Source organism: Mucilaginibacter sp., from assembly GCF_025359345.1.
GTDB lineage: Bacteria > Bacteroidota > Bacteroidia > Sphingobacteriales > Sphingobacteriaceae > Mucilaginibacter.
Window position 1 is genome coordinate 33,698 of record NZ_JANYGQ010000035.1, and the last position, 24,385, is coordinate 58,082.

General features: G+C 44.1%; 15 protein-coding genes. 6 read left to right on the forward strand and 9 right to left on the reverse strand.

Annotated elements, in window-relative coordinates; translation table 11 throughout:
- Genes Q0R52_RS24715 through Q0R52_RS24730 form a run of 4 tightly spaced genes read left to right on the forward strand, consistent with a single transcriptional unit; the run spans nt 1 to nt 4,281 of the window.
- Nucleotides 1–726, forward strand: coding sequence for a DUF4129 domain-containing protein (locus Q0R52_RS24715; RefSeq protein ID WP_295800027.1), 726 nt, complete (start codon nt 1–3; stop codon nt 724–726).
- Nucleotides 723–1,901 (forward strand): DUF4350 domain-containing protein, encoded by a 1,179-nt coding sequence (locus tag Q0R52_RS24720; protein ID WP_295800032.1) that lies wholly within the window; start codon nt 723–725, stop codon nt 1,899–1,901. Before Q0R52_RS24715 ends, Q0R52_RS24720 begins: the two co-directional genes overlap by 4 nt.
- A 4-nt stretch (nt 1,902–1,905) precedes the next feature.
- Nucleotides 1,906–2,883 carry a MoxR family ATPase gene (locus tag Q0R52_RS24725; protein WP_295800483.1) on the forward strand — a complete coding sequence of 326 codons (978 nt, stop codon included), beginning with the start codon at nt 1,906–1,908 and terminating at the stop codon, nt 2,881–2,883.
- Between the two features lie 51 nt (nt 2,884–2,934).
- Entirely contained in the window at nt 2,935–4,281 is a 1,347-nt protein-coding gene (locus tag Q0R52_RS24730) for a DUF58 domain-containing protein (RefSeq protein ID WP_295800035.1), read from the forward strand.
- Between the two features lie 125 nt (nt 4,282–4,406).
- Here the strand turns inward: Q0R52_RS24730 and Q0R52_RS24735 are convergent, their stop codons facing one another.
- From Q0R52_RS24735 to Q0R52_RS24770, 8 genes are all read right to left on the reverse strand, one after another.
- Complete coding sequence (locus Q0R52_RS24735) at nt 4,407–5,060, reverse strand: mechanosensitive ion channel domain-containing protein (RefSeq protein ID WP_295800038.1); 654 nt, start codon at nt 5,058–5,060, stop codon at nt 4,407–4,409.
- Nucleotides 5,061–5,619: 559 nt separating this feature from the next.
- On the reverse strand, nt 5,620–7,254 hold the full coding sequence (groL, locus tag Q0R52_RS24740) for a chaperonin GroEL (RefSeq protein WP_252788619.1): 1,635 nt from the start codon (nt 7,252–7,254) through the stop codon (nt 5,620–5,622).
- A 103-nt stretch (nt 7,255–7,357) separates the two neighbouring features.
- Nucleotides 7,358–7,633, reverse strand: coding sequence for a co-chaperone GroES (locus tag Q0R52_RS24745; RefSeq protein WP_252788620.1), 276 nt, complete (start codon nt 7,631–7,633; stop codon nt 7,358–7,360).
- A gap of 236 nt (nt 7,634–7,869) precedes the next feature.
- On the reverse strand, nt 7,870–8,223 hold the full coding sequence (gene secG, locus Q0R52_RS24750; protein ID WP_252788621.1) for a preprotein translocase subunit SecG: 354 nt from the start codon (nt 8,221–8,223) through the stop codon (nt 7,870–7,872).
- An 11-nt stretch (nt 8,224–8,234) separates the two neighbouring features.
- Entirely contained in the window at nt 8,235–10,490 is a 2,256-nt protein-coding gene (locus Q0R52_RS24755; protein ID WP_295800043.1) for a hypothetical protein, read from the reverse strand.
- 18 nt (nt 10,491–10,508) lie between these two features.
- Nucleotides 10,509–11,030, reverse strand: a complete 522-nt coding sequence (locus Q0R52_RS24760) for an LptE family protein (protein WP_252788623.1) — start codon at nt 11,028–11,030, stop codon at nt 10,509–10,511.
- Nucleotides 11,031–11,036: 6 nt separating this feature from the next.
- Nucleotides 11,037–12,275, reverse strand: a complete 1,239-nt coding sequence (locus tag Q0R52_RS24765) for a sigma-54 dependent transcriptional regulator (protein ID WP_295800048.1) — start codon at nt 12,273–12,275, stop codon at nt 11,037–11,039.
- Between the two features lie 138 nt (nt 12,276–12,413).
- Nucleotides 12,414–13,958: a MiaB/RimO family radical SAM methylthiotransferase gene (locus Q0R52_RS24770; RefSeq protein WP_295800050.1), complete on the reverse strand. Its 1,545-nt coding sequence runs from the start codon at nt 13,956–13,958 to the stop codon at nt 12,414–12,416.
- Between the two features lie 424 nt (nt 13,959–14,382).
- Between Q0R52_RS24770 and Q0R52_RS24775 the strand changes: the two genes are divergently transcribed.
- Entirely contained in the window at nt 14,383–16,194 is a 1,812-nt protein-coding gene (locus Q0R52_RS24775) for a hypothetical protein (protein ID WP_295800052.1), read from the forward strand.
- Between the two features lie 124 nt (nt 16,195–16,318).
- The gene (locus Q0R52_RS24780) at nt 16,319–17,023 is read left to right on the forward strand and encodes a head GIN domain-containing protein (protein ID WP_295800055.1); all 705 of its coding nucleotides are present in this window, start codon (nt 16,319–16,321) and stop codon (nt 17,021–17,023) included.
- A 300-nt stretch (nt 17,024–17,323) separates the two neighbouring features.
- Here the strand turns inward: Q0R52_RS24780 and sprA are convergent, their stop codons facing one another.
- The gene (gene sprA / locus Q0R52_RS24785; RefSeq protein ID WP_295800057.1) at nt 17,324–24,340 is read right to left on the reverse strand and encodes a cell surface protein SprA; all 7,017 of its coding nucleotides are present in this window, start codon (nt 24,338–24,340) and stop codon (nt 17,324–17,326) included.
- Between the last annotated feature and the right edge of the window lie 45 nt (nt 24,341–24,385).

The window sequence follows — 24,385 nt, forward strand, 5'->3', positions numbered from 1 at the left end:
ATGCAAAGGTTATCGCTGGCTTTTTTGGTACTGTTTATGGTTATGTTTTGCGGCACTGGTTTCGCGGCAGCAAAAAAGATACCCTTAAAAGTAATTACTGATACGTCAAAAATCGGCGCCCGACACTTTGACCAAAAAGCACTTGATAAATACAAAGCAGACAAAGATTTTGATTATAGCGGACAAAGTATAGGAAAGCCCTCGCTTTGGACGAGGTTTTGGGACTGGGTATGGTATCAAATTGGCCGCCTGTTTAACAGTATTCCATTTAGCGGTACGGCTCTGAAGTACTTTTTCGCTGTTTTAGCCGTCGCGTTTTTAGCTTTCGTCATATTCAAATCGCTTGGGATTGATCCGATTACCTTTTGGCGTGGGGAAGCGGCTAAAATTGCGGTTCCGTACAGCGAATCGCTGGAGGATATCCATGGAATTGATTTCGACGCCGAAATTGAACGGGCGGTAGCGCAGCACAATTTCAGGCTTGCAGTGCGCCTGTTATATTTAAAATGCCTGAAACAGCTTAGTGATAAAGACTTGATACAATGGCAACCCGATAAAACAAACACAGCCTATATTTCGGAGCTGACAGCCCCGGAGCAAAAGCGGGTATTCGGTTTGCTTACGCGCCAGTTTGAATTCGTGTGGTACGGAAACTTCGCTATTAATAAACAGGCATATACCAATATAGATATGCTTTTCACGGACTTTAAAAAGCAACTGCCATGAAAAGTCTGAGAATATATCTTATTGCCGGAGCTGTTATACTGGCCATTTACCTCACCGCGCAGTTTAACCGCCCCAAAGCGGTTGACTGGACCGAGACATTGAGCAGTAAAAGTAAAATACCGTTTGGCACCTACATCCTGTCGAAACAGCTTACCGACGTTTTCCCTGGCGCTAAAGTGACTACCTACCGTCAACCGGTTTACAACGTTATTGCCGAAGACTCCATTGCAAATACATCATACATAATAATTTGCCCGGGTGTACAGCTCTCTAAAACTGATTATAACCAGTTAAAAAAATATGTAGAAAAAGGCAATGATGTTTTTATTGCCGCAGATTATTTCGGCGGCCCGCTTACTAAAAACCTGAATATTGAAACAAAGCAAATTTTTAAATCGTTCGATTCATTTGCCGAGGTTAACTTTTTAAGCCCGCATCTTAAAACGCGAAAAGGTGTACGGATTGCCAAAGACATTGCAACTACCTTTTTCTCACAAATTGACACCGCACAGGCAACAGTTATAAGCCAAAACAGCGACGGCAAAGCCAACTTTGTCAAGTACACCTTTGGCAAAGGAAACTTGTACCTGTGCAGCACCCCGAAATTTTTCGGCAACTATAGTATGCTTAACAAGGATGCTTCAGAATATGCTGCCAAAATGTTATCCTTTGTAAAAAACACCAAAAACATAGCGCTGGACGAATATTACACCCAGGGCGATTTAGGTGATGAATCGCCGATGCGATTATTTTTGGGCAATCCCTCGTTACAATGGGCCTACTACATCGCCTTGTTTAGCCTGCTTCTATTTGTGTTATATGATATTAAGCGCAGGCAGCGCATTATACCTGTAATTGAGCCTCTAAAAAACTCATCGCTTGAGTTTGTGAACGTTGTGGGGCGGGTATATTACGAAAAGCGGAATAATGCCAACATCGCCCAAAAAAAGGTGCTTTATTTTTTAACCTGGCTGCGCGATGAGCACCAGGTAAAAACCAATAAACTTGATGAAGAATTTACTGAAAAAATTATAGGCAAGCTGGGAATTTCCCGCAATGCTGCCAACGATTTGGTAAATTATATCAGCTATATAAGCGTACAGGAGCAGGTAACCGACACCGAACTGATTGAACTAAATAAACTGATTGAACAAATTTATAACCAAGCCAGGTAAATATATGGAAGACGAAATATTTGAGCAGCGAACAGACCTTAGCGGACTAAGCCGCGCTGTTGAACAGATAAAAGCCACTTTATCCACCATAATTGTGGGGCAGCATGACAGTATCGACCTGCTTATTGCGGGTATACTTGCCGACGGACATGTGTTGATTGAAGGTGTGCCGGGCGTTGCCAAAACTTTAACTGCTAAGTTGATTGCAAAGTCGATAGACGCCAAATACTCCAGGATACAGTTTACGCCCGATTTGATGCCATCGGATATTCTGGGCACGTCAGTTTTTAATCCGAAGACTACTGAATTTGAGTTTAAACACGGGCCCATATTCGGCAACATTATATTGATTGACGAGATTAACCGGGCGCCGGCGAAAACACAATCGGCTTTATTTGAGGTGATGGAGGAGCGGCAACTTACCATGGATGGCATCGCTTACAAAATGGACGAACCGTTTATTGTACTGGCCACCCAAAACCCTGTTGAGCACGAAGGCACTTACCGTTTGCCTGAAGCTCAGCTTGACCGTTTCCTGTTTAAGATTGAAGTAAAATATCCAACCCTTGATGAAGAGATAGCCATAATAACACAACAACACAATCAAAAAACTGCCGATCAGTTAGGTCACGTAAAACCGGTGCTTTCGGCGCACGAAATAGTTACACTCAGGCAGGTAGTAAAGAATCTCCATGTGGAAGACAAACTGGTGGTATACGTTGCGCAGATAGTTCACGAAAGCCGCAATAACAAATCGCTGTACCTTGGTGGCTCGCCGCGCGCGTCGCTGGCAATCGTAAATGCAGCCAAAGCCATAGCTGCCATTAAAGGCCGCGATTTTGTTACCCCTGACGATATTACCTACGTGGCCGCCCCGGTGTTAAGGCACCGCATAATGCTTACGCCTGACAAGGAAATGGAGGGCATAACACCGGATGATGTTATTGGGCAAATTATACACAAAATAGAAGTGCCACGGTAGAATGGTGAGTGGTGAGTAGAGAATGGTGAGTAGTTTTAAGAAAGATACTAAGTGAAAAAAGTTTTCAGGCTGTTTTATACGGATTTATTTTTTACCGGGCGCATTTTCATGGCGCTTGGTTGCAATGCAGCGCTGTTTATGCTTGCTTTCTTTTTTCCTTGGATGGAGACGATACCTTTACTGCTATTTTTAACGCTCACTTTACTTTTTATTACAGACCTAGCGATGCTTTATGGCACACAAAAAGGTGTGTTTGCCAAACGCCATGCACCCGAGCGTTTAAGCAATAGCGATGAGAATGAGTTGGGTATTTATATTGAAAACTGGTACCCATTTAACGTTAGTATCGGAATAATTGACGAGATACCTTTCCAATTTCAAAAGCGCGATATCTGGTTTAAAACGGCTTTAAAACCGAGGCAGCGTAAACTTATCAGTTACAGCCTGCGCCCAACCCGCCGCGGCGAATACGAGTTTGGCTATATCAGGGTATTTGTAACCTCGGCGTTAGGACTAGTTAGGCGACGCTATAATTTTAGCCAGGGCGAAACGCTGGCCGTTTACCCTTCGTTTTTGCAGATGCGCAAATATGAGCTGATGGCCATATCAAACAACCTGTCCGAAATAGGCATAAAAAAGATACGGCGACTCGGCCATAGCCTTGAATTTGAACAGGTAAAAAGTTATGTGCAGGGCGACGACTACCGCACCATAAACTGGAAAGCCACTGCAAGGCATGGAAGCCTGATGACCAACTCGTACATCGACGAAAAATCGCAACAGGTTTATTGTGTAATTGATAAATCGAGGGCGATGAAGATGCCATTTGAAGGGATGAGCCTTTTGGATTATGCCATTAATGCCAGTTTAGTGCTTTCGAATGTGGCGCTGTTAAAAGAAGATAAAGCCGGCCTGATCACTGTTGCCGAAAAAATTGGCGCGGTAGTGCCGGCAGACAGGCGGCCAACACAGATAAACAAGATATTAGAGGTGTTGTACAAAGAGAAAACACGCTACCTCGAAACTAATATGGAGTTGTTATACGCCACCATTCGCAACGTGGTGAAACAGCGAAGCCTGGTGGTCTTCTTCACCAATTACGAAAGTATGTATGCACTGCAGCGGCAACTGCCGTTTTTAAAACGGATAGCACGTTTCCATCTTTTACTGGTCGTATTTTTTGAAAATACCGAACTCAAAAAAGTCAGCGAAACCACTGCGGACGACGTTGAAGGCATCTACATAAAAACCATCGCCGAAAAATTTGCTTACGATAAAAAGCTGATTGTCAAAGAACTGGCGAAATATAATATTCAATCGATATTAACTACTCCGCAAAATTTGACGATTAATACCATCAACCGGTATTTGGAATTGAAAGCGCGGCAGAAGATTTGAGGGACAATTCAAAATTTTGTCATTGCGAGCGAGGAACGAGCGCGGCAATCGCGAACGATGCAAGGCGGACTTGCATAGTTCGCGGTTGCTTTGTTCCTCGCAATGACAAAATTTTATATCTTAACTTAACCCGGCTTCGGGAAATTAATGCCTGCAGCGCCCAGGTTCTTAATGATCGTCTCCATCAGAGCTATCTTAACATCTAAAAAGTTAGCTGGTTCAACCCAAACGTTTACGGTTATCCGTATACAGTCGGTATCAAGCCCTACGAGGCCAACTCTAATTGCCGGTGTGGTTAACACATTTTTGGTCGATTTTACGGCATCCAGCATTATTTGTTTGGCCTTATCAATATCAGCGGCATAACCCAACCTTACATCAAAGTCCAAACGCCGCTTACCCTCGCGGGTTACGTTTACAATTACTTCGTTAAACAGCTTTCCATTCGGGATGATAACTGTTCGATTATCCGCAGTAAGCAATACGGTATAGAATATTTGTATGGATGTTACCTTTCCCTCCTGCCCCTGCGCTACAATGCTATCATCTACGTCGAACGGCTTTAATAACAGTATAAGTACGCCACCGGCAAAGTTTTGAAACGTGCCCGATAGTGCCAAACCTGCCGCAACAACAAACGAACCGATTATGGTGGAGAATACGCTTAACGGGTACCCAAGAATAGAAAACACCAATAAAATAAGGGCTATATAGAGAGAAGTAATTACAAGACTGAAAAAGAAGGGCTGTAATGATGAGTGGACTTCTCTTTTACTCATCCGGACACGTACCCGGGTGCGAAAGAACCTGATAAGCCTATAGCCTATAGCCTATAAACAATACTATAAAACCCGCAATAAACCTTGTGCCGTTGATTAGGACCCAGTCGTAAACCAGGTCGTAGTATTTTTGAAGCCTCGCATGCATAACGGGCGCAAAAATAACAATTTATTACTTACCGTAGATGGTTATGAAAAGCTCGGGGCCTTTTATTAGTACCCAGTCGACCAATTGGCTCTGGATAAATCTGGCTGCTTCTGTTATATTTTTCATAGTATTGTTGTGTATTCAAATGCTGTGCCTAAACTGTGGCTCTCTATTTAACACCCAAAAATACTGCTAATTGTAACCTAATTTTTACTTAATCAATCATTTGATTAACAAATGACCGTTCGTTTACCTTGCTATGACGAAACGGGGTGTTTCAAAAACAAAACCCTTGTCCACTAAAGCAGACAAGGGTTTTTTATTAGTCTTGAGTCATTAGTCTAAAGTCAAAAGTCAAAATTAATGACCTTCAGACTTCAGACTTAAGACTTTTGGCTCAGGGCTTCACGATTACATCATGCCGCCCATGCCGCCGCCGCCCATTGGGGGACCACCAGCAGGAGCATCATCCGGATCATCAGCCAATACACACTCTGTTGTTAACAACATCGATGCAATTGAAGCTGCGTTCTCTAATGCTACACGACCTACTTTAGTTGGATCGATAACACCGGCTCCAATTAAATTTTCGTATTTGTCGGTACGTGCATTGTAACCGAAATCGTCTTTGCCTTCTTTTACTTTCTGTACAACGATAGAACCTTCGATACCTGCGTTTTCGCAGATCTGGCGTAATGGCTCTTCAATTGCACGACGGATGATCTGGATGCCTGTGTTTTCGTCTTCGTTAGCGCCTTTAAGGTCGGCCAACGATGCTACTGCACGGATGAATGCTACACCACCACCTGCAACAATACCTTCTTCAACAGCCGCACGGGTTGCATGTAAAGCATCGTCAACACGGTCTTTCTTTTCCTTCATTTCAACTTCAGAAGCTGCACCGATATATAATACAGCAACACCGCCTGATAATTTGGCTAAACGCTCCTGTAATTTTTCTTTATCGTAATCAGAAGTAGTGGTTTCAATCTGAGCTTTGATCTGGCTTACACGAGATTTGATCTCTTCAGCCTGGCCAGCGCCATTGATAACAGTAGTATTGTCTTTATCAACAACAATCTTCTCAGCTGTACCTAAATAGGTAAGATCAGCATTCTCTAATTTGTAGCCTCTTTCTTCAGAAATTACGGTACCACCGGTAAGGATAGCGATATCTTCCAGCATTGCTTTACGGCGATCGCCAAAACCTGGCGCTTTAACAGCGGCAACTTTCAGTGAGCCGCGGATTTTGTTAACTACCAAAGTAGCTAATGCTTCACCGTCAAGATCTTCAGCAATAATTAATAAAGGCCTGCCTGTTTGAACTTGTTTTTCAAGTACCGGCAACAATTCCTTCATCGAAGAAATCTTTTTGTCGTAGATAAGGATGTAAGGGTTTTCCAACTCTACTTCCATTTTATCAGCGTTGGTTACAAAGTATGGAGAAAGGTAACCTCGGTCAAACTGCATACCTTCTACAGTTTTAACTTCAGTTTCAGTTCCTTTAGCTTCTTCAACAGTAATAACACCGTCTTTACCAACTTTTTCCATTGCTTCAGCTATTAACGCACCGATCACCTCGTCGTTATTAGCAGAAATTGAAGCAACTTGTTTAATTTTGTTGTTGTCCTCGCCGATAGTTTTCGACTGTGCTCTTAAGTTTTCAACAACAGCTGCAACAGCTTTGTCAATACCGCGTTTCAAATCCATTGGATTTGCACCGGCAGCAACGTTTTTAATACCTGCAGTAACAATAGCCTGGGCTAAAACAGTAGCAGTAGTAGTACCATCACCTGCTATATCAGCAGTTTTTGATGCAACTTCTTTTACCATTTGGGCACCCATGTTTTCAATCGGGTCTTTCAACTCAATTTCTTTAGCTACCGTAACACCATCTTTAGTGATAGCCGGTGAACCGAATTTTTTATCGATAATTACGTGACGGCCTTTAGGACCTAAAGTTACTTTAACTGCATTAGCTAAAATGTCAACACCCCTTTTCAGGGCGTCGCGTGCTTCCACATTATATTTGACTTGTTTTGCCATTTTATTTTTGTTTGAATGTTTGAACGTTGTAAAGTTGAAATGTTATGAAAATCAATGTCGGAAGGCAACTTTACAACCTTTCAACATTGCAACTTTACAATAATTATAATACCGCGTAAATATCAGATTCGCGCATAATTAAATACTCTTTTCCTTCGTACGGGATTTCGGTACCGGCATATTTACCATATAAAACCTGGTCACCAACTTTAACGGTTAAAGGCTCATCTTTTTTGCCTTCGCCAACAGCAACTACAGTTCCACGCTGCGGTTTTTCTTTTGCAGTATCGGGGATGATAATTCCCGATGCAGTTTTCTCTTCGGCCGGAGCAGCTTCCACTACTACCCTGTCTCCGATAGGTTTAATGTTTAATGACATAGTTATACAATTATTAATTTATAGTAATTTAAGTTCTGCCTGTGTTCAACATCAATTATGCCAAGCAGGCGTAAAGTTCAAAATTGGCATGCTTAGTGTTCAAATTGTCACCTTATAACAGCGAGCAGTTTTCATTTTTAATGATAGCTTAACATCACAATGCCATCATGTCAGTAGGTTTTAAATTAAAAAGGCCCTGGAAAAATCCAAAGCCTTTACTAATAATTTTATAAACCTTATTTAGTTTTTTGTGCAGGTGTTGTAACCGGGCCTGGTAAGGTTTGTGACGGTGCGTTATTAACCGGTGCAGTTTTTAATACTTTTTCAGCCTGCCCTTTCGATTGCGAGCTGTCGGCTTTATCGGCGCCGCCTTTTACAGCAACGTTAATGGCAAGTGATAATACCATTAAGGTGATAGCCAAAATCCAAGTGCCTTTTTCTAAAAAGTCGCCGGTTTTTTGCACTCCCATTAACTGGGATGAACTCGAGAAGTTTGATGACAAACCACCACCTTTAGGATTTTGAATCAACACGATCAACACCAAAAGGACACACACAATGATCGCTATGATCAGCAATAATGAATACATTTTATATTAAATTAATTGGTTTTCTTTTCTAATTGTTCAATCTTTGCCGCAAAGTAACGGCTTTTTTCCGGAAATCTCAACATCAATTTTTTGTATGATGCTATGGCCTTGTGGTAAAGCATCTGGTCGGAGTAAATGGCTGCCAGTGTTTCGGATACCAATTCGTCCCTGTCTTCCGAACTTTTCTTAGCCTTGTTCTCATTGTCCAGCTTATCACTGCTTTGAGGTCTTATCTGGGGTTCTTCCTGTATAAAGCGTTCTATAATAACCTGCTCTTTTTTCTTGTGCTCAAATACAGGCGGTGCAGCAAACGGAGGTTGCGGCAAACTTTTGTCAAGTTCCTCTACTGAAGTGATGTGAAAAATATTTTCGTAATACTGCTGTTGCAGTTCATCGGTACCAGCTTTCAACCTGGCCCGGGGTCCGGCAGTGCTTGTTTCTTCCGGTGCTGTATAAGGCTGGTAAACACCTGAATGCTCTTTGCGGGTTTTATCAAGCCACCACAAAAAGCTGTAAGGCATTTTTTCATCGTGGTACTTTGACACGTCCTGCTGGTCCGTATCGCCGGCCAATTCATTTACAGGTTCAGTAGTAGCGGCAGGCTCATTTACTGGCTCCGGTTTTTTATGTTCCCCAAAAGCGCGGTCGAACATAAAAAAATCAGTACCCGCTATGTTACCAATAATATCAGGTTCCATGCCGCCTATTTCGTCGTAAACCTCATCATCAATGGTGTGGCTTACCTCTTCCTGTTTTACCTCCGGCTGGTGGCTTTCCTGGGGTGCCGGCTCTTCTTTAATTTCAGGCTGATGATGTTCTGCCGGAGCGGTTTCATCCCACGGCCGGTATTGCTGTACGGGTTCTTCTGTTACCTTTATCCGTTCGGCAGCATAATCGGATACCGCGTGCTGATGTTCTTCATGTATGTATTCATCAGGAACCGACGGTGGTGTATGTGTTTCTGGGGCAGCTACATCAACTGCCCAATGCTCTTCAGGAGCCGGTTGCGACATATGTTCTTCCGGAGCAACAATGTCAGCAACCAGGTGCTCTTCAGGTATTGGCGGTGGAGTATGCGCTTCAGGAACATCAACTACCAAATGTTCTTCGGGGACTGGTGGTGGGGTATGTGCTTCAGGAACATCAACTACCAAATGTTCTTCAGGAACCGGCGGCGGCGTATGTGCTTCAGGAACCTCAACTACCAGGCGTTCTTCAGGGATTGGTGGCGGGGTGTGTGCTTCTGGTGCAGCCACATCAACTGCTAAATCTTCTTCAGGTATCGGCGGCGGGGTATGTTCTTCAGGAGCAGCCGCGTCCACTTTCCAATGTTCTTCAGGGATTGGTGGTGGGGTATGTGCTTCGGGCGCACCGGGGTCAACTACCAAATGTTCTTCAAACAATGGCGTTGTGTGTACATCTGGCTCAAGATGTTCTGTAACCTCGCTAGCTTCGGGAACCGGAGGCAAATGTTCTGCATCCGGATGATCTGCATTTGGCAGTTCAACGGCTTCAACCGGTTCGGGCGGAAGCCTGTGGCCCATGCCTGCAGCGTAGTTTATTATAGGTTCCGCGATCGAAACTTCTTGTTCTGCTTCGTCTTTAATTTCGTTTGTTGTGGCATCATGAATATACCCGCTATTTTCATGCGGTAATTCTTCTAGCTGTGCCGCTTCGTGTCCTTCAGTTAAATCTGCAGACAGTTCTGCCACAGCATTTTCGCCTATCTCGTGATGTTCGGGTGATGGGGCTGCCGGCTCTTCAACCAGGTGGGATTCCACCTGGTCATCAACAGGTTGACTGTGTAATGTTTCCACAACATCTGTTGCATGGTATTCATCAACTGCAGGATGCGTAATTTCGTGCTCGGTTGCAGGCAAGTCATCGGCAGCCGACAGCGTTTCAACAGCGCTATGGTCGCTAAAATAATTTTCGGCGTTGCCCGTGTTTGTATCATGTTGCTGGTGACCGTTGTAGTTTAAAGGCTGCGAACCGTTTTGAACGATAATTTTCTCGTCAGCCACACCTATTAATGATGCAGGGGCATTTATTAATTTATAAAGTGCCTTTGAATTAAAATAAACTGACGCTTGTTTTAAATTCTTTTGGTCGCTGGTATGGGCAAGCAGGGCCTGTAAGATACCGCTCTGCGGAAAATCATTAACCAACCGTTGCAAATTATAGTTATACTGCTGGGCGTCGTCGGCCGGATGGGCCAACAATGTCCATAAAAACTCGTTCTGGCTGTTATTATAATTTTGATCCACGATTGTTGAAAATACGAATTACTCCCAATTTGCAAAAGCCTTGTTAAAAATATCTTCGGTTAGCTGCTTATTAATATCCTGTATCAGCGCCTGCTCCTGCGCACCAAGCTCACCTTTAAAATCTTTATATTTTGTAAATTGTTGTTCAAAACTAAGCTTTTTATCGGCATCATAGGTATATTTTACGTTTACCGTTATGGTTAAACGTGTTTGATCGGCTAGGGGCGCTGTTGTATTGTTGGTTGCCTGTACCGATACCGGCGCTATATTATAGTCTGTAATTGTGCCCGACATTACCGCATCGGCTTCGCCATTAACAACGCTGAGGCTGGTTGTGTTTCGGATACGTTCTTTTAACGCCTCGGTAAATTGCTGGCTTAAGGTATTTACAACAAGGGGGGCGGTATTCTCAAAAAACTCAACCCTTAACGTTTTCAAGTTGGCCGGTATCGACGCCCCGTTAAGACTAAGTTTATAAGTACATGCCTGCAACAGCCAAACAAAACCAATAAGTGTTAACGCAATCCCCTTAGTTCTCATTATCAATTATAAATTTAGTTCTTTTATTTTTCTGTACAAAGTTCTTTCTGATATTCCCAGCTCGTTAGCTGCAAGTTTGCGCTTACCCTTATGTTTTTTCAAAGCTTTCCTTATCAGGTCCGATTCCTTGTCGATAAGGGACAATGATTCCTCTACCTCTTCGGCATCCTGGGTTATATTATAAGGGTTTGCGCTATTATTATTGCTAATAACGGGCTGCTGCAAAGTAAATTGCGACTCGGGTCCATTTGGCAAATCAATATCTCTATACAACTGGTTGATAGTTTGAGAATGTGCTGCGTGATTAACAGAAACCCCGCCATGCTCAATAATATCGGCGACCAGTTTTTTCAGTTCAACCATATCGCGTTTCATATCAAAAAGCACTTTATATAAAATATCACGCTCCGAAAAATCTTCCTTCTGCTGGTTGTCGACCCGCATAGGTAGGTTTCGGCCGTTTACTTCCATCGGGATATAGCCCAATAAAGTTTGCGCGGTGATGACTCGGTCGCGTTCAAGCACGGCCAGTTGTTCGGCCATATTTTTAAGCTGGCGCACATTGCCCGGCCACGAATAATTGATCAATACTTGCTGCGCTTCCTCATCCAACTGGATAGGTGGAGTGCGGTATTTATCGGTAAAGTCTGACGTAAATTTGCGGAACAGCAGGTAAACATCCTCTTTCCTGTCGCGTAGCGGTGGTATGCGTAATGGCACCGTATTTAAGCGGTAGTATAAATCCTCGCGGAACTTGCCATTTTTTACAGCGTCATATACATCAACGTTGGTGGCGGCTATTACCCGTACATTGGTTTTCTCAACCTTTGATGATCCTACTTTAATATACTGCCCCGATTCCAGCACCCGCAATAAGCGCGCCTGGGTGCCCAGTGGCATCTCCGCAATTTCATCTAAAAATATGGTGCCGCCGTTTACGGTTTCAAAGTAACCTTTACGCTCGCCAACTGCACCGGTATAGGCTCCCTTTTCGTGCCCGAACAATTCTGAGTCGATAGTTCCCTCGGGTATGGCACCACAGTTAACCGCAATAAATGGCCCGTGCTTACGCGGACTCATTTGGTGAATGATGTGCGAAAACACTTCCTTACCACTCCCGCTCTCGCCTGTTATCAAAACCGAAATATCAGTTGGTGCAACCTGGTTAGCTATATTTATCGCGCGGTTCAACAAAGGCGAACTGCCTATGATGCCGAAGCGTTGTTTAATTTCTTGAATTTCCATTGGCCCCCCAACCCCCTAAAGGGGGAGTTTTAAGCCCCCTGCCCCTAAAGGGAGGAGGATATTTTTAATACTATCTATAACTCATTAACAGCCCCTGGCTGTAAACCACGACGATATCCGCCACGGCGTAACTCTCCGCTAGTTAGCGGAGGTTTGGGGGCTGTGCGCCATACCTATAAGTGTTGCCGTCGTGCATCGCTCTATTAGTACATCCACATATTCCCCCGGCTTATACCCCTCTCCCACCGGGAAAACTACTACTGTATTCTGATCACTCCGACCCGAATAATCTTTGTTCGATTTTTTTGAAAAACCTTCTATTAGTACTCTCTGCGTGGTGCCGACTAACTTTTTCAACCGCTCATGCGAATGTTCCTGTTGTTTGGCAACTACTTCCTGTAAACGGCGTTTTTTTATGGCATCTGGTATATCGTCAGCATATCGTTTTGCGGCTAACGTGCCCGGACGCTCCGAGTACATAAACATATATGCAAAATAAAATTGAACATGGTCCATTATACTTAAAGTATCCTGGTGTTCTTCTTCTGTTTCGCTGCAAAAACCGGTAATTATATCGGTTGATATGGCACAATTCGGTATGATGCGGTTGATGGCCGCTACCCTGTCCATGTACCATTCCCTATTATAGGTACGGTTCATCAGCTTCAGCACGCGGCTGTTGCCCGATTGTATGGGCAGGTGGATATAGTTGCAAATATTATCGTATTTAGCAATGGTGTACAACACATCGTCGGTAATATCTTTAGGGTGCGAGGTTGAAAAACGCACACGCAATTCCGGGCTTATCAGCGCCACCATTTCCAATAAATTGGCAAAAGTAACATCACCTTCCTCAACTGTGTGGTTGTACATCACGCTCAAATCCTCGCCCGATGCCAGCACCTTGTCCAGTAAATCCATGCCTAACACTGGTTTCTCGGTTTCCGTTTTCTGCTCCTGTTTGTTTTCGGGTTTCCACTTGTACGAGTCCACATTTTGCCCAAGCAAAGTAACCTCGCGGTAACCGCTATCAAACAAACCTGCACACTCGGCAACTATCGATTGCGGATCGCGGCTGCGTTCGCGCCCACGGGTAAACGGTACCACACAAAACGAACACATATTATCGCAACCCCGCATTATCGATACAAAAGCGTTGATACCGTTGCTGTTTAAGCGTACCGGGCTTATATCCGCATAAGTTTCTTCACGCGACAGCAGCACATTCACCGCTTTCTGCCCGCCGTCAACCTGTTCGATCAGGTTTGGCAGGTCGCGGTAAGCATCCGGACCAACCACCACGTCAACCAGTTTTTCTTCTTCTAAAAATTTCGATTTCAAACGTTCAGCCATGCAACCAAGCACACCTACCACAAGGCCGGGGTTTTTAACCTTAGCTATGGTGAAATCGCGCAGGCGATTACGCACGCGTTGTTCGGCATTTTCGCGGATCGAGCAAGTATTTATAAATATTACATCGGCCACATTATAATCGGCCGTTGTTTCAAAACCTTTTTCAGCTAAAATAGATGCGACAATCTCGCTATCCGAAAAGTTCATGGCGCAACCATAGCTCTCAATATAAAGCTTCCGGCCATTGCTTTCAGTTTTGGGTTCCAACAATAAAGCTTCACCCTGCCTGCTTTCATCATGTACTTTATCCGGAATTACCAAATCCATCATTATTATAAAAATTAGTCTGCAAAAATACACAAAATTTAAATACAGTGTGACAGATTGGCAGTTATTTTAGTTGATTGGATTTGAGTTGATTGGGTTGCTGATTTGAAAATTTGATGATGTGCTGATTTGAAGATGATCACACATATTCGAATTAAGCGCCCACAGACCGCTTTCTTCTAAAACTTTATCGTAGTGATTTTTGTTAAATGTCGACATAAAGGCTGTATCAACCAGCCTGATTTTGACGTCAATATTACACCTTGGGCTATTGCAACGCCGGATTGTTACGGCTGCTGTTACAAAAGTTAGCAACTTAATTAATAAATTTAGCGAAATTAAAACGACCGTACAGCACGGAGGGAAGCAAAAAGGCAGATAGCCAAAAAAGATTCCCAGTAAAAAGTAAGTAAAACAATGGCAATTAATGGCGTTTAAATATTTACAGAAAAAGTGGCAAAAGGTGACGCTGGCTGTTGTGCTGGGCTTTACTGTAATTATTTTGGTGGCGGCTATTTTTATTAACAGTTATTGGTCGCCCATACTGGAGAATAAGGTTAAAGATATTGTTAGCGCCAGCAGCGATAGTTTGTATAAAGTAGATTTTTCTTCGGCCGAGTTGCATGTTCTCAGGGGCACCATAGTTATTTTTAATATCACACTAAAACCCGACACAGCCGTTTACAATGCTAAAAAAAGGCTGCACCTTGCCCCTAACAACCTGGTTGAACTCCACATAAAAAAGCTGGTATTTTCGCATATCCACCCGCTTAGTCTTTACTTTCGGCAACGACTTAACATAGGGCAGGTATTGGTTTACAACCCTGAGTTGAATATTAGCTACCAGCTAAACCATACCCGCGACACCGTGGTGAAGGATAACCGCACCGCCTGGCAAAAAATATCAAAAAGCCTCCATTTTATTCACATCGGCGATATTTTAATGGGCGATGTTAAGTTTAGTTATAAGGACTACTCGGGCAATAAACTGGCAATTTCCGAACTTAAGGAGATGAACCTGAGCGCGCACGATCTGCTGATTGACTCGGCCACGCAAACTGATAAATCACGACTGCTTTACTGCAAGGATATAACTGCCGAACTAAATAATTACAAAGCCAAAACGCCAAATGGCCTGTACTCCTACAGCATAAAATCGGTTAAATTATCTACTTCAAAATCGCAGTTAAACCTAACAGGCATATCGCTTAAACCAGCAACAACGGATGTATTTTTTACCCGGAGTCACAAAGACAGGTTCACGCTCAGCCTGGATTCGGTGCAGTTGAATAATTTCGATTTTTTGAGCTATCACAAGTACCGCACTTTAACTGCGCAAAACCTACTTTTTCACAATGGCGCCCTGCAGGTGTTTGCCAACCCAAATAAGTCAGAAAAAAAAGAAGATAAAATTGGCAGTTTCCCCAATGTGGCTATAGGTAAGTTACCCATCGATATAAAAATAGACACTATTTTATTTAAGCGAATAAACGTTACTTATAACGAGTTTAATGTAAAATCGAAAAAGACAGGGACGATAACTTTTAATAATGCTAACGGGCGGGCGTTGAATTTTACCAATAACAAAGCGGCGCTGCAAAAAAACAATATTACAACAATACAGGTAAGCAGTTATTTTATGAACCGCGGTAAACTCAACGTTGCTTTCAACTTTAATCTTACCGATAAAGATAACAGTTTTAATTATAAGGGCAGCCTGGGGCCGATGAATGCCCAGGAAATCAATAAGGCTACTATGCCCCTGGCTATGGTTAAGGTGAACGCAGGCACAATTAAACGGTTTAGTTTTGATGTAAAGGCCAACCGCAATGGCGCCAAAGGAAAGGTTGAGTTGTTATATAACGATGTAAAAGTAAGCCTGTTAAAAGCCGACACCATAAACGATAAGCTTAAAAAGAAGCTTGTCGAATCATTATTTGCCAATATATTTATCCTAAAACATGACAACCCAGATAGCCCGGGCGAACAACCGCGGATTGCTTACGTTAACTTTATCCGCAAGCCCGAAAACGCGTTTTTTAAATCGGTTTGGCAAGTGTTGTTAGATGGAATAAAACCATCTGTTGGGCTAGACGAAAAAACGTTGCAATCCATTGCCCAAATGAAGGACCAGCGTGCCGTTGATAAACAAAATCGCCAGGTAAAAAAAGCGCAACGCAAGCAACGGCGTGCCGAGCGAAAGCTGAAAAGAGAGATAAAGAAGGCGGAAAGCAAATAACCTATAACTCCTACTCTATAAGTAAAACTTATGACAATTTTAAAACTTTGTAAGTTTTATATCCCCTTTGTGCAACGTTTCCCGACCCCGCCGCATCTTATATACAAAGCATAAACTAAAAATCATGAAAAAACTATCTTATACTATTTTGGCTGCAGTTTTAATGGTAGGTACCACTTTAATAGCATCAGCACAATCAACCGAAAGCCGCCAGGTATCGGGTTATAACAAAATTGGCTCCGGCGGTCCGTTTGAAGTGCACGTAAAAATTGATGGCACCGAAAGCCTGAAAATAAAAGCCCAGCCTGATGTAATTAAAGAAATTGAAACTATTGTTAAAGACGGCACCCTGCAAATAAAATTTAAGCACCACGAAAATTGGGGCGACCATAACTATGGCCCTATCGAGGTTTATGTTACTGCCAAATCATTGTCAGCTCTTGCCAATGCAGGTTCAGGTTCAATTAAGCTTGATGGCAGCCTTACCGGTAACAGCGTTAACATTTCGTTAAGCGGTTCGGGCAACGTTACAGCCGCAGTTAAAGGCGGTGATTTTCATGCGGCAATCAGTGGTTCAGGCTCGATAGATGTTAAAGGGAGCGCTGACAAAACAAATGTATCCATCGCCGGCTCGGGCGATTTGGAAGGCAGAAACTTTAAAACAGAAACTGCCCATGTTTCAATAGCCGGTTCGGGCAACGCCCGTTTCGGCGCCGATAAAACAGTTTCGGCAAGCATAGTAGGCTCGGGCAATGTAGTTTATTCTGGCACTGCAAGCATTACTGATAACCGCACCGTTGGCTCGGGCAGGGTTAGTCATGAAGACTAATTTGGTGAGTCGTGAATTTTGAGCGATGAGTAGTTGAAGCTAAAAAATAGCACTTAATAACTTATAATATATTCTTCAAGCTGCTGTAAAAGGCAGCTTTTTTTGTAATATAACAACCTCACAAAGTCGTCAATGCGAGGAACGATCCGCCAGCTGGCGGACTACACTCGCTAATCAACGGACCAAAAACTTTGTGGTGACCTAAACGCAGCTTTAAGGTCATCATAAACATCAAGGTCCATAATTGTCCGACTCGGAGATCGCTTCGTTCCTCGCAATGACGCGTGTAGAAAGTTTTATCTACTGCAGCAACAACTTCAAATTAATCCCGAAATTGGTAAAGGCTGTATTAAATGTTTGCGAGGTATATGGTCGGGTGATGTTTGAATCGTAAAAAATATTCAGGTTAAAGCGCTGGTTTATCACATAGTCGATAGATGGGCGCACGGTGATATTTTGTGCTCCTGATGATACTTCGGCAGCTTGTACATCGGCACGATATATCAGCGTTTTATTATCCTGTAATGAGAAATCTATCTTAAAGTTTACGTCATTGTCCGTCTTGCCACTCATCAACCCAAACGGGAACCTGAAGTTTTTTGCATGATAGCCCCAGCCAAACACAAAAATACTTTCATTTTGCTGTGCCAGCTGGCTGTTGAGCAGGCTTAAGCTTAACGCGCGGCTTTTGCGGTATTCAATATTAGCCGTCATGTTATTCTTAAAGCGGGCGTTCATGCCTAACAGCGGCACAAACTGCTCGAAAATGGTAACCTGCGAAAACTGGTAAAACGGCAAAAAGTCGTTATTGGCATCGCGCGAGCTAACCGCCCCATTTGCCGCCTGGTACTGAAGCAAAGTGCTGAACCCAGATACGGTATAGGTTGAACGGTAACCATGCGTTACGTCGAAGGAATCAAAAAGCTCCATAAAGAAAGGCACGTGGCTAAGGCCGTTATAAGTTACCTGCCAGTTTGGTATCGGTATCTTAGGAAATTGTCCCAGGCTTACTTTACCGGCGTCCTTACCTGAGTAAGCAGCCAGGAAAGCAGGCACCAATACGTTTTGCGAGTTAGCGCTATAACCATCTGCGAATCCTCCCGTTGGCGCAGCAATCGAATTTGGATTTTGTTGACCTAAACGCTGCGAAATAACCGACCTGTCGCTCAAAAACTTCTGGAAGGTCGGAGAAGTATTGTCGACCCCTTTTGCTTTTGCAAATGCGGTTCCAATGGTGAGGTATGATATAGTGTAGTCACCAGTGGTTACCGGGCTAAGGTTTTGTATATTGTTCGAGCCGTCGAGCGATTTAAAATTGGTTTGGTAAGTATGGTTCTGGGTTTTAAATGCCTGCAATTCTATCCGCAGGTAAGGCACAGGTTCAAACGTTCCCTTTAAATGTAAATCCTCGTTAAGTGTTTTTACATACAATTGATTTTGCAGTGTATCAGTACTTATCCAGCCATTGGCAACCGCTTTCTGCCGTAGGTCGGTTTGGCTGCCCAGCAAAAAGCCAAGGCCTGGAGCGCCTAAGTTCAAATCCTCACCGGCAAAATTCGATTGTGGCAAATAGCCCGGTATAAACGTACCCTCGGTACGGGTATAGGTACCGCCCAAATTTTTAACGCTTGTTAACAAGCCTACAAAAAACTTGGTCAGCCCGTCCTTATTATCGGGGCCCATTGCCTTTTTTATAAACTTAAACTTGTTATAAAACTGGTCGAAGTTTAAGGTAGGGTTAAGCTGGATGGTGCGCGAATTTTGGATGCTGTTACCTACATCAAACTGCGGGCTGGCTATTGCAAAAAGTGGTTGCGTTTGCCAGCGGAAGGTGGTGGTGTAGTGGGCAATCATGCTTGTCCAGTCCAATCCCGGTATTTTGGCAAGCGGCACGGTATAGTTAAAGTTTATAGTATGGTTATAATTTGTGGCACGGCCCAGGCGTTTCAAATTTTCCCAAAGTGTATCAACCTTCAAGCCGTTTATGCGGCCGGCCGGCTCGTCGATAGTAGCAAGGTTGGTAGCGTCGATATCCATCGAAAGTGACTTCGACAGGTTCCAGCCAATGCCGTACACCCTGGTAACCGTAAAGGTTTTATTAAAGGTTGTTGGTATGGGTATAAAGTTGTTTGGATCGTTATTCCGCAGGGTATTTTCCGAATAAAAGCGATCGAACGTAATGCTGAAGTTTAACCGCGACGGCACAAGGCTATAGTTAATATCCCGAAAAAGCGCCAGCATATTACTTTTTATAATCTTAGCAAAGGGGCTATAATATTTTGGCTGGTTGGTATAATTATAGTCTAACTCCGCCTTGTAAGTTTTTTCCAGGTCGTTCTGTGTAGTAAAATCGTGGTGCTGGTATTCGGAGAATGAATACGTCGCATTAAAGTTCGATAAATCGTACACGTGGTTTTTCGCCTTTGGGTCGGTTTTTGCAATGTGTACGTTGGTAAAGCTTATGCTTTTTCGTAATGTATAATCTTCAGCAGCAGTTTTTATCGAATCACGTTTCTTTGTGTCCGTAGTGGCAGCAAGCGTTTGCTTCAATGTCAAATCAGGCGACGATGGGTCGTATTGCGGCGTGCTGACCTGCGATGATACATTGATGTATGCAGGTATATGCACCCCGCTTTTATCAGGGAAAAACTTACCAAGCTCAACATTAGCTGCCACATCATACACCTGGTTATCATACAAGCTCCGGTCCGCAAGTCGCGAATCGAGGGCGCCAAAACCGGCGGTAGTTTTACTGCCGGATACGGTAACATCGGCAAAATCAGCAAGCTTGGCGTTAAGCCTTCCCGTTGCTGCCCAGCCCCCCTTTTGGTCAAAATCAGTAAGGCGCAGTTCATCAAACCAAATGGTTCCGTCCTTATCCAGGCCGTCATCATTACTTGTATTCGATCCCGATTTTAACGGGTTTCTCACACCAAGCATTACGGCTGTAAGTCGGCTCAGGTCAGGTTGGCCTACAATGGTGATTTTGTTTATCCCATCGCTAACCGTAAACGGCAGCGTTAACGGCCATGGCTTGCCCTGGTATTTGGCATTGTTACGCGCCAATTTTGCGTTGGTTAATAACGAAAGCTGCAAATTAAGCTGGTTGGCATCTGGCCAAATAGCAGTCGGCGACGCTGTGCCCGGCTGGGTGACTTTCAGTGGAATTTCGTATTCGTAGTAGTTGTCTACATAATCAACACCCAAACGTACAAACGCACTCAAATCGTTATCCTTTATTTGTGCACCTTCGGCATGTATAAACATTTGTAAGGTTTTATACTTACGCACATCGTTATTAAAAAGGCGGAAAGCAGCCCGCGAATAGCCATCCCTAAGGCTGGTTACTCTTAACGACAGCGACTGCTCATTAAGCTTGGTATTGGCTTGTATATTGTTATAGTCAACCTGGCGGGTAATGCCCGGTGGAACCACATACGGTATAGGCTGGCGGTTACCATTTGCTTCAATGTTTACCGTTTCAACATCAAGTATCGAGTTATCAAGCGGCGGGTTTAAGAGTGTGGGGTCTGCAATTACATTGTTCGGGTTATTTTCGGTATTAAATGCCCGCCATTCGCCGCGTACCAATTGTAACGATGCAAAGCGCAATACGGCCGTATCGGCAAAATGCGTCATAAACATCCGCATGTAACGGATAGATTTAAAATCCTGGATGCCGCCAACTGTCGAATCATGTGCAGTTATCGGCACCCTGAACTGGTACCAGGTAACTTTCTCGTTCGATCCGTTAGGCAGTTTAACTGTCGATTCTACTTTATCACTAATAAAGTTTTTACCTACAACCAAATCAGCTTTACGCATTGATATTTTGTACTGAAAATACTCATCATCCTGGTCCATGTTGTTATCATGGTTGATGTCTTCACCATCGGGGATAGAGGTTGATGCCGATGTTTGCAGCCCTAGCGTGGCTTGCGATTGCTCGGCAGTGGGCGAGTTACCATCGGTGCCGTTATAGCGGCTGTAACGCTGCAATATACCGGCGCCTGCATTATCCAGGTCAGGGCCCTGGTAGTACTGGTAATCGTCAGACGAAGGATCCTTTGCAAATGCAGCCGCTGCACCAGCGCTAACCTGGCCCTGCACCTGCTGAACCACGGTTGAGAATTTTTTCTGTTCGTCTGCATCGTTCAATCCGTCTAAACCAACATCCTGCAGGGTGCGCGATGCCGGGTTGCTGTCAAATGCATTTACAACCGGTTGCAGTTTTGATACGCGCCCCCAATTGGTTTCGTCGGTATTGCTGTAATTGCCATCAACCGGCAAACCGTTTTCGAGGCTCTTGCGACCGTCCTTCAATATATCTTCTGATATATTACCGAGGTTGATGTACAAATCGCCACCTTCTGAATTTGGTTTATAGATGTAAGGGTCCATCACCCAAAACTCGATATACTGAACGTTGAGCGATTCAAAATCATTCGTATTTATGCCGCGGACTATACCGCCCCAGCGAGATTTTGGATTTACCAAAGTACCGTTGTTGTTTAGCCCTGTTGTAGCAAAGTTATAAGGGCCGCGCACCATTGGGTAAAATGCAAGGTCAAGTGTGGAGATGTTTAGTGGCTGCCCCGTTGGCGATTGCTTGTACGGGTAAACTTCGTTTTGAAGTACCTGCCTTACGTAGTGATTTGATAGTTCGTTACGGCTAACTTTTGCTGTGCCCGAGCCGGTATAAAAAACCGGGTCAATATTATAAAAAGCGAGGCGCGCCCGGTTATACCCATAGCTTAAATCGTTAAACGAGCCTGACTCGGGGAACATTTGTGGTGTACCAGATATTTGCCAGCTGTTGGCGCTTTTAACATCGATAACCGACTGGCTGTTTTCGAAATCATCCAGGTATGAGGTGCCGTGCTTGGCGCCTGCAAAATTCAAGATTGATGGACTGCCCGGCAGCAGTTGCGCAAATTCGCCGTTAAAACTCACAGACGACGGGGCTTTGGTATGTATAAACGGAATCTTATCAACCAGTCTCGTTAAAAAACGTGAGTTGGAATTATAGTTTAAGTCAAAACCGTATATGGTATTTGAGATCGATTCCTCGCCAATAATTTCATTTTGAGTGATAGGCTGCTCAGTTAAGTGCATAATTGTCGCACCTAATGCCAGGTTATCGCTCACCTTATAATCAAACCGCGAGCCGAACAGCGATTTTTGTTGTACACCAAAAAGTTCGTTGTTCTCTACCTTAACCGTAATGGGTTGGCCAGAGGCAAGTAACGCGGTGTTCAGTATCCTGATACGACCGGCGCCATAATCGATGGTATAATCGGTTCCTTCGGCAAGTTTTAAGGTCCCGGCGTTTACAACAACCGAACCTTGCGGAATATTTACAGCGTTCAGCTGGTATTCCGACCCGCCTGTCGCAGTGTAGGTACCTTTTATCAAATACCGGTTTAGCTGAGGGAAGAATTGCTGCGCTATGGTTTTTGTAGAATCATATAATTGCTGGTAAACGTAGCGGCTCTTCAGCGCGCTTTCACCTGCCGTAAATTTCTTCGCCAGGTCCGAGCCGAAAGGCTCAAGTTCCGGAAAGACGATCCGCCCGTTTTGCGAATCTATCGTGATCCCTTCCAAAAAGTCGAAATAGCCATCGGGTTGTTTGCTCTGCTGTTGGTCGAGGTTATCCAGACCTGTTAATTGCAGCCAAAGTTTGCTCTTGGTATTCTGCCCCTCATCCATTATGGTTTTTTCGATGCCCGATTCGTCCAAACGGGTCACCGTCAATTTAAAATCCTTCGGACTAACCTGGAAAGAATTTAACGAATAAATATTCTTCATCATCAGCTTCCAGGTAGGCAAGCTGGTTTTAAGCAGTTGATTTTTCAGCAATTTCACATACAATACTTTCGGGTTAACTGGATCAACCGGAACATCGCTCGAAAACTCACCCACCTGGTATTGCACACCATTGTAGGTGTATTGATAAGCAACTGCAAGCACCTCATCGTTATTTAACGGATAGTTTAACGAGATGTATCCCAATTGCGGGTGCAGCGTAAACTCCTTTTCGGTTAACTTACGGGCGTAGGTAAGCTTGCTGTAGTTGTCAGATCCACCGGTTGCTTTAAAATACGAGGCAATGGTGTTTTGCGGGTCGTTAGTCAGGCGGCTCGCGGCAGGCAGGTTATCCAGCAAGGTATTTGACTGCTGCGGAAAGCCTGGCCCCTTAAACCCGGCCGGCAAACCCGAATAAGCGGGGCCGCCGTGTACTAGTGCGGTGTTATAGGGGTTATTTTCGCCCAAGTCCATAAACGCCAGTACATCTCTCGAGTTGGTGGTATTGTTGGTCCGGTTAGTTGTCCAAACCTCAATCTTCGTAATATTTATGTTCGATGAGATAATCGGGATATTTGACAGCGCCTTGTTGTACTGGTTGCGAAAAAACTGCGATAAAAAGTAGTGCCGATTGGCCTCATAATCAGCCGGGGTGAACTTAAACTGCCCTTGTTGCGATCCATTGGTAATGGTAATAGTTTTCGACTGCGAGCGCTGCTGCGACATAATAGCCGTAACATCCAACCGGCCGAATTTCAGCTTGGTTTTTACCCCAAAAAGGGCCTGGCTGCCAGTTATCAGCGTAGTATTCAGCGGCATACTTACGGTACCGGCCTCAATCTTTTGTATAATTTCGTCGGGGCGGCCGGTGTAGTCCAGCTTTATCTGGTTCTCAAATTGGAACTGGGCATCCGTGTTATAGTTGGTGGTAATTTTTAATTTATCGCCAATGCTTCCGGTTACGTTTAGTTGTATTTTTTGGTCGAAGTTGAAGTTAAACTGGGTGCGTTGTTTGGTATTATAAAGCGGGTTGGCGTTCTTATTTATCTGTCCTGCCAATATTGCCTCGGCCGAGCCCTGTGGCTTAATATCAATAGTTGAGCCCCCAAAAATCTGGTCGAATGTTTGGCTGCGTATTTTTATTTGAGGAATAAAGCCCGGCTGCTGTGACTGGTAGGCATAACTGTCTGACGCCTGTTTAAAATTGGTGCGGATACCCTCTTTTTGTTTTATGCGCAGGTATTCATCGAAGGTAAGGTAAACCGGCGGGCGGTACAGCAAATTGCCCACGCGCTCGTACATGATATAGCGGTTAGTTACCGGGTCGTACTCGATGGTACGCACAATCGTAGGCAGAAGATTGTTAGGGTCGTTAAGCAGTACCCCCTGCCGTGCACGGTAATTTTTCGAGTCGGTAATTTTTGCGGGAATGGTAACCTTGGTCGAGTCACTTTTTGCAGGCGTTTGCTGGGCCATAACGCTCCCAACCCCGCAAAATGCGGAAATAAGCATGAAAATTGCAATAAATCGCCAGGTATAAGTTCTAGTCAAGGTTCA

What these genes read in the sequence shown, in the direction of transcription:
- Q0R52_RS24715 (WP_295800027.1), top strand. Translation starts at nt 1, where the DNA reads ATGCAAAGGTTATCGCTGGCTTTTTTGGTACTGTTTATGGTTATGTTT.
- Q0R52_RS24720 (WP_295800032.1), top strand. Translation starts at nt 723, where the DNA reads ATGAAAAGTCTGAGAATATATCTTATTGCCGGAGCTGTTATACTGGCC.
- Q0R52_RS24725 (WP_295800483.1), top strand. Translation starts at nt 1,906, where the DNA reads ATGGAAGACGAAATATTTGAGCAGCGAACAGACCTTAGCGGACTAAGC.
- Q0R52_RS24735 (WP_295800038.1), bottom strand. Translation starts at nt 5,060, where the DNA reads ATGAGTAAAAGAGAAGTCCACTCATCATTACAGCCCTTCTTTTTCAGT.
- groL (WP_252788619.1), bottom strand. Translation starts at nt 7,254, where the DNA reads ATGGCAAAACAAGTCAAATATAATGTGGAAGCACGCGACGCCCTGAAA.
- Q0R52_RS24745 (WP_252788620.1), bottom strand. Translation starts at nt 7,633, where the DNA reads ATGTCATTAAACATTAAACCTATCGGAGACAGGGTAGTAGTGGAAGCT.
- secG (WP_252788621.1), bottom strand. Translation starts at nt 8,223, where the DNA reads ATGTATTCATTATTGCTGATCATAGCGATCATTGTGTGTGTCCTTTTG.
- Q0R52_RS24760 (WP_252788623.1), bottom strand. Translation starts at nt 11,030, where the DNA reads ATGAGAACTAAGGGGATTGCGTTAACACTTATTGGTTTTGTTTGGCTG.
- Q0R52_RS24765 (WP_295800048.1), bottom strand. Translation starts at nt 12,275, where the DNA reads ATGGAAATTCAAGAAATTAAACAACGCTTCGGCATCATAGGCAGTTCG.
- Q0R52_RS24770 (WP_295800050.1), bottom strand. Translation starts at nt 13,958, where the DNA reads ATGATGGATTTGGTAATTCCGGATAAAGTACATGATGAAAGCAGGCAG.
- Q0R52_RS24775 (WP_295800052.1), top strand. Translation starts at nt 14,383, where the DNA reads ATGGCGTTTAAATATTTACAGAAAAAGTGGCAAAAGGTGACGCTGGCT.
- Q0R52_RS24780 (WP_295800055.1), top strand. Translation starts at nt 16,319, where the DNA reads ATGAAAAAACTATCTTATACTATTTTGGCTGCAGTTTTAATGGTAGGT.
- sprA (WP_295800057.1), bottom strand. Translation starts at nt 24,340, where the DNA reads ATGCTTATTTCCGCATTTTGCGGGGTTGGGAGCGTTATGGCCCAGCAA.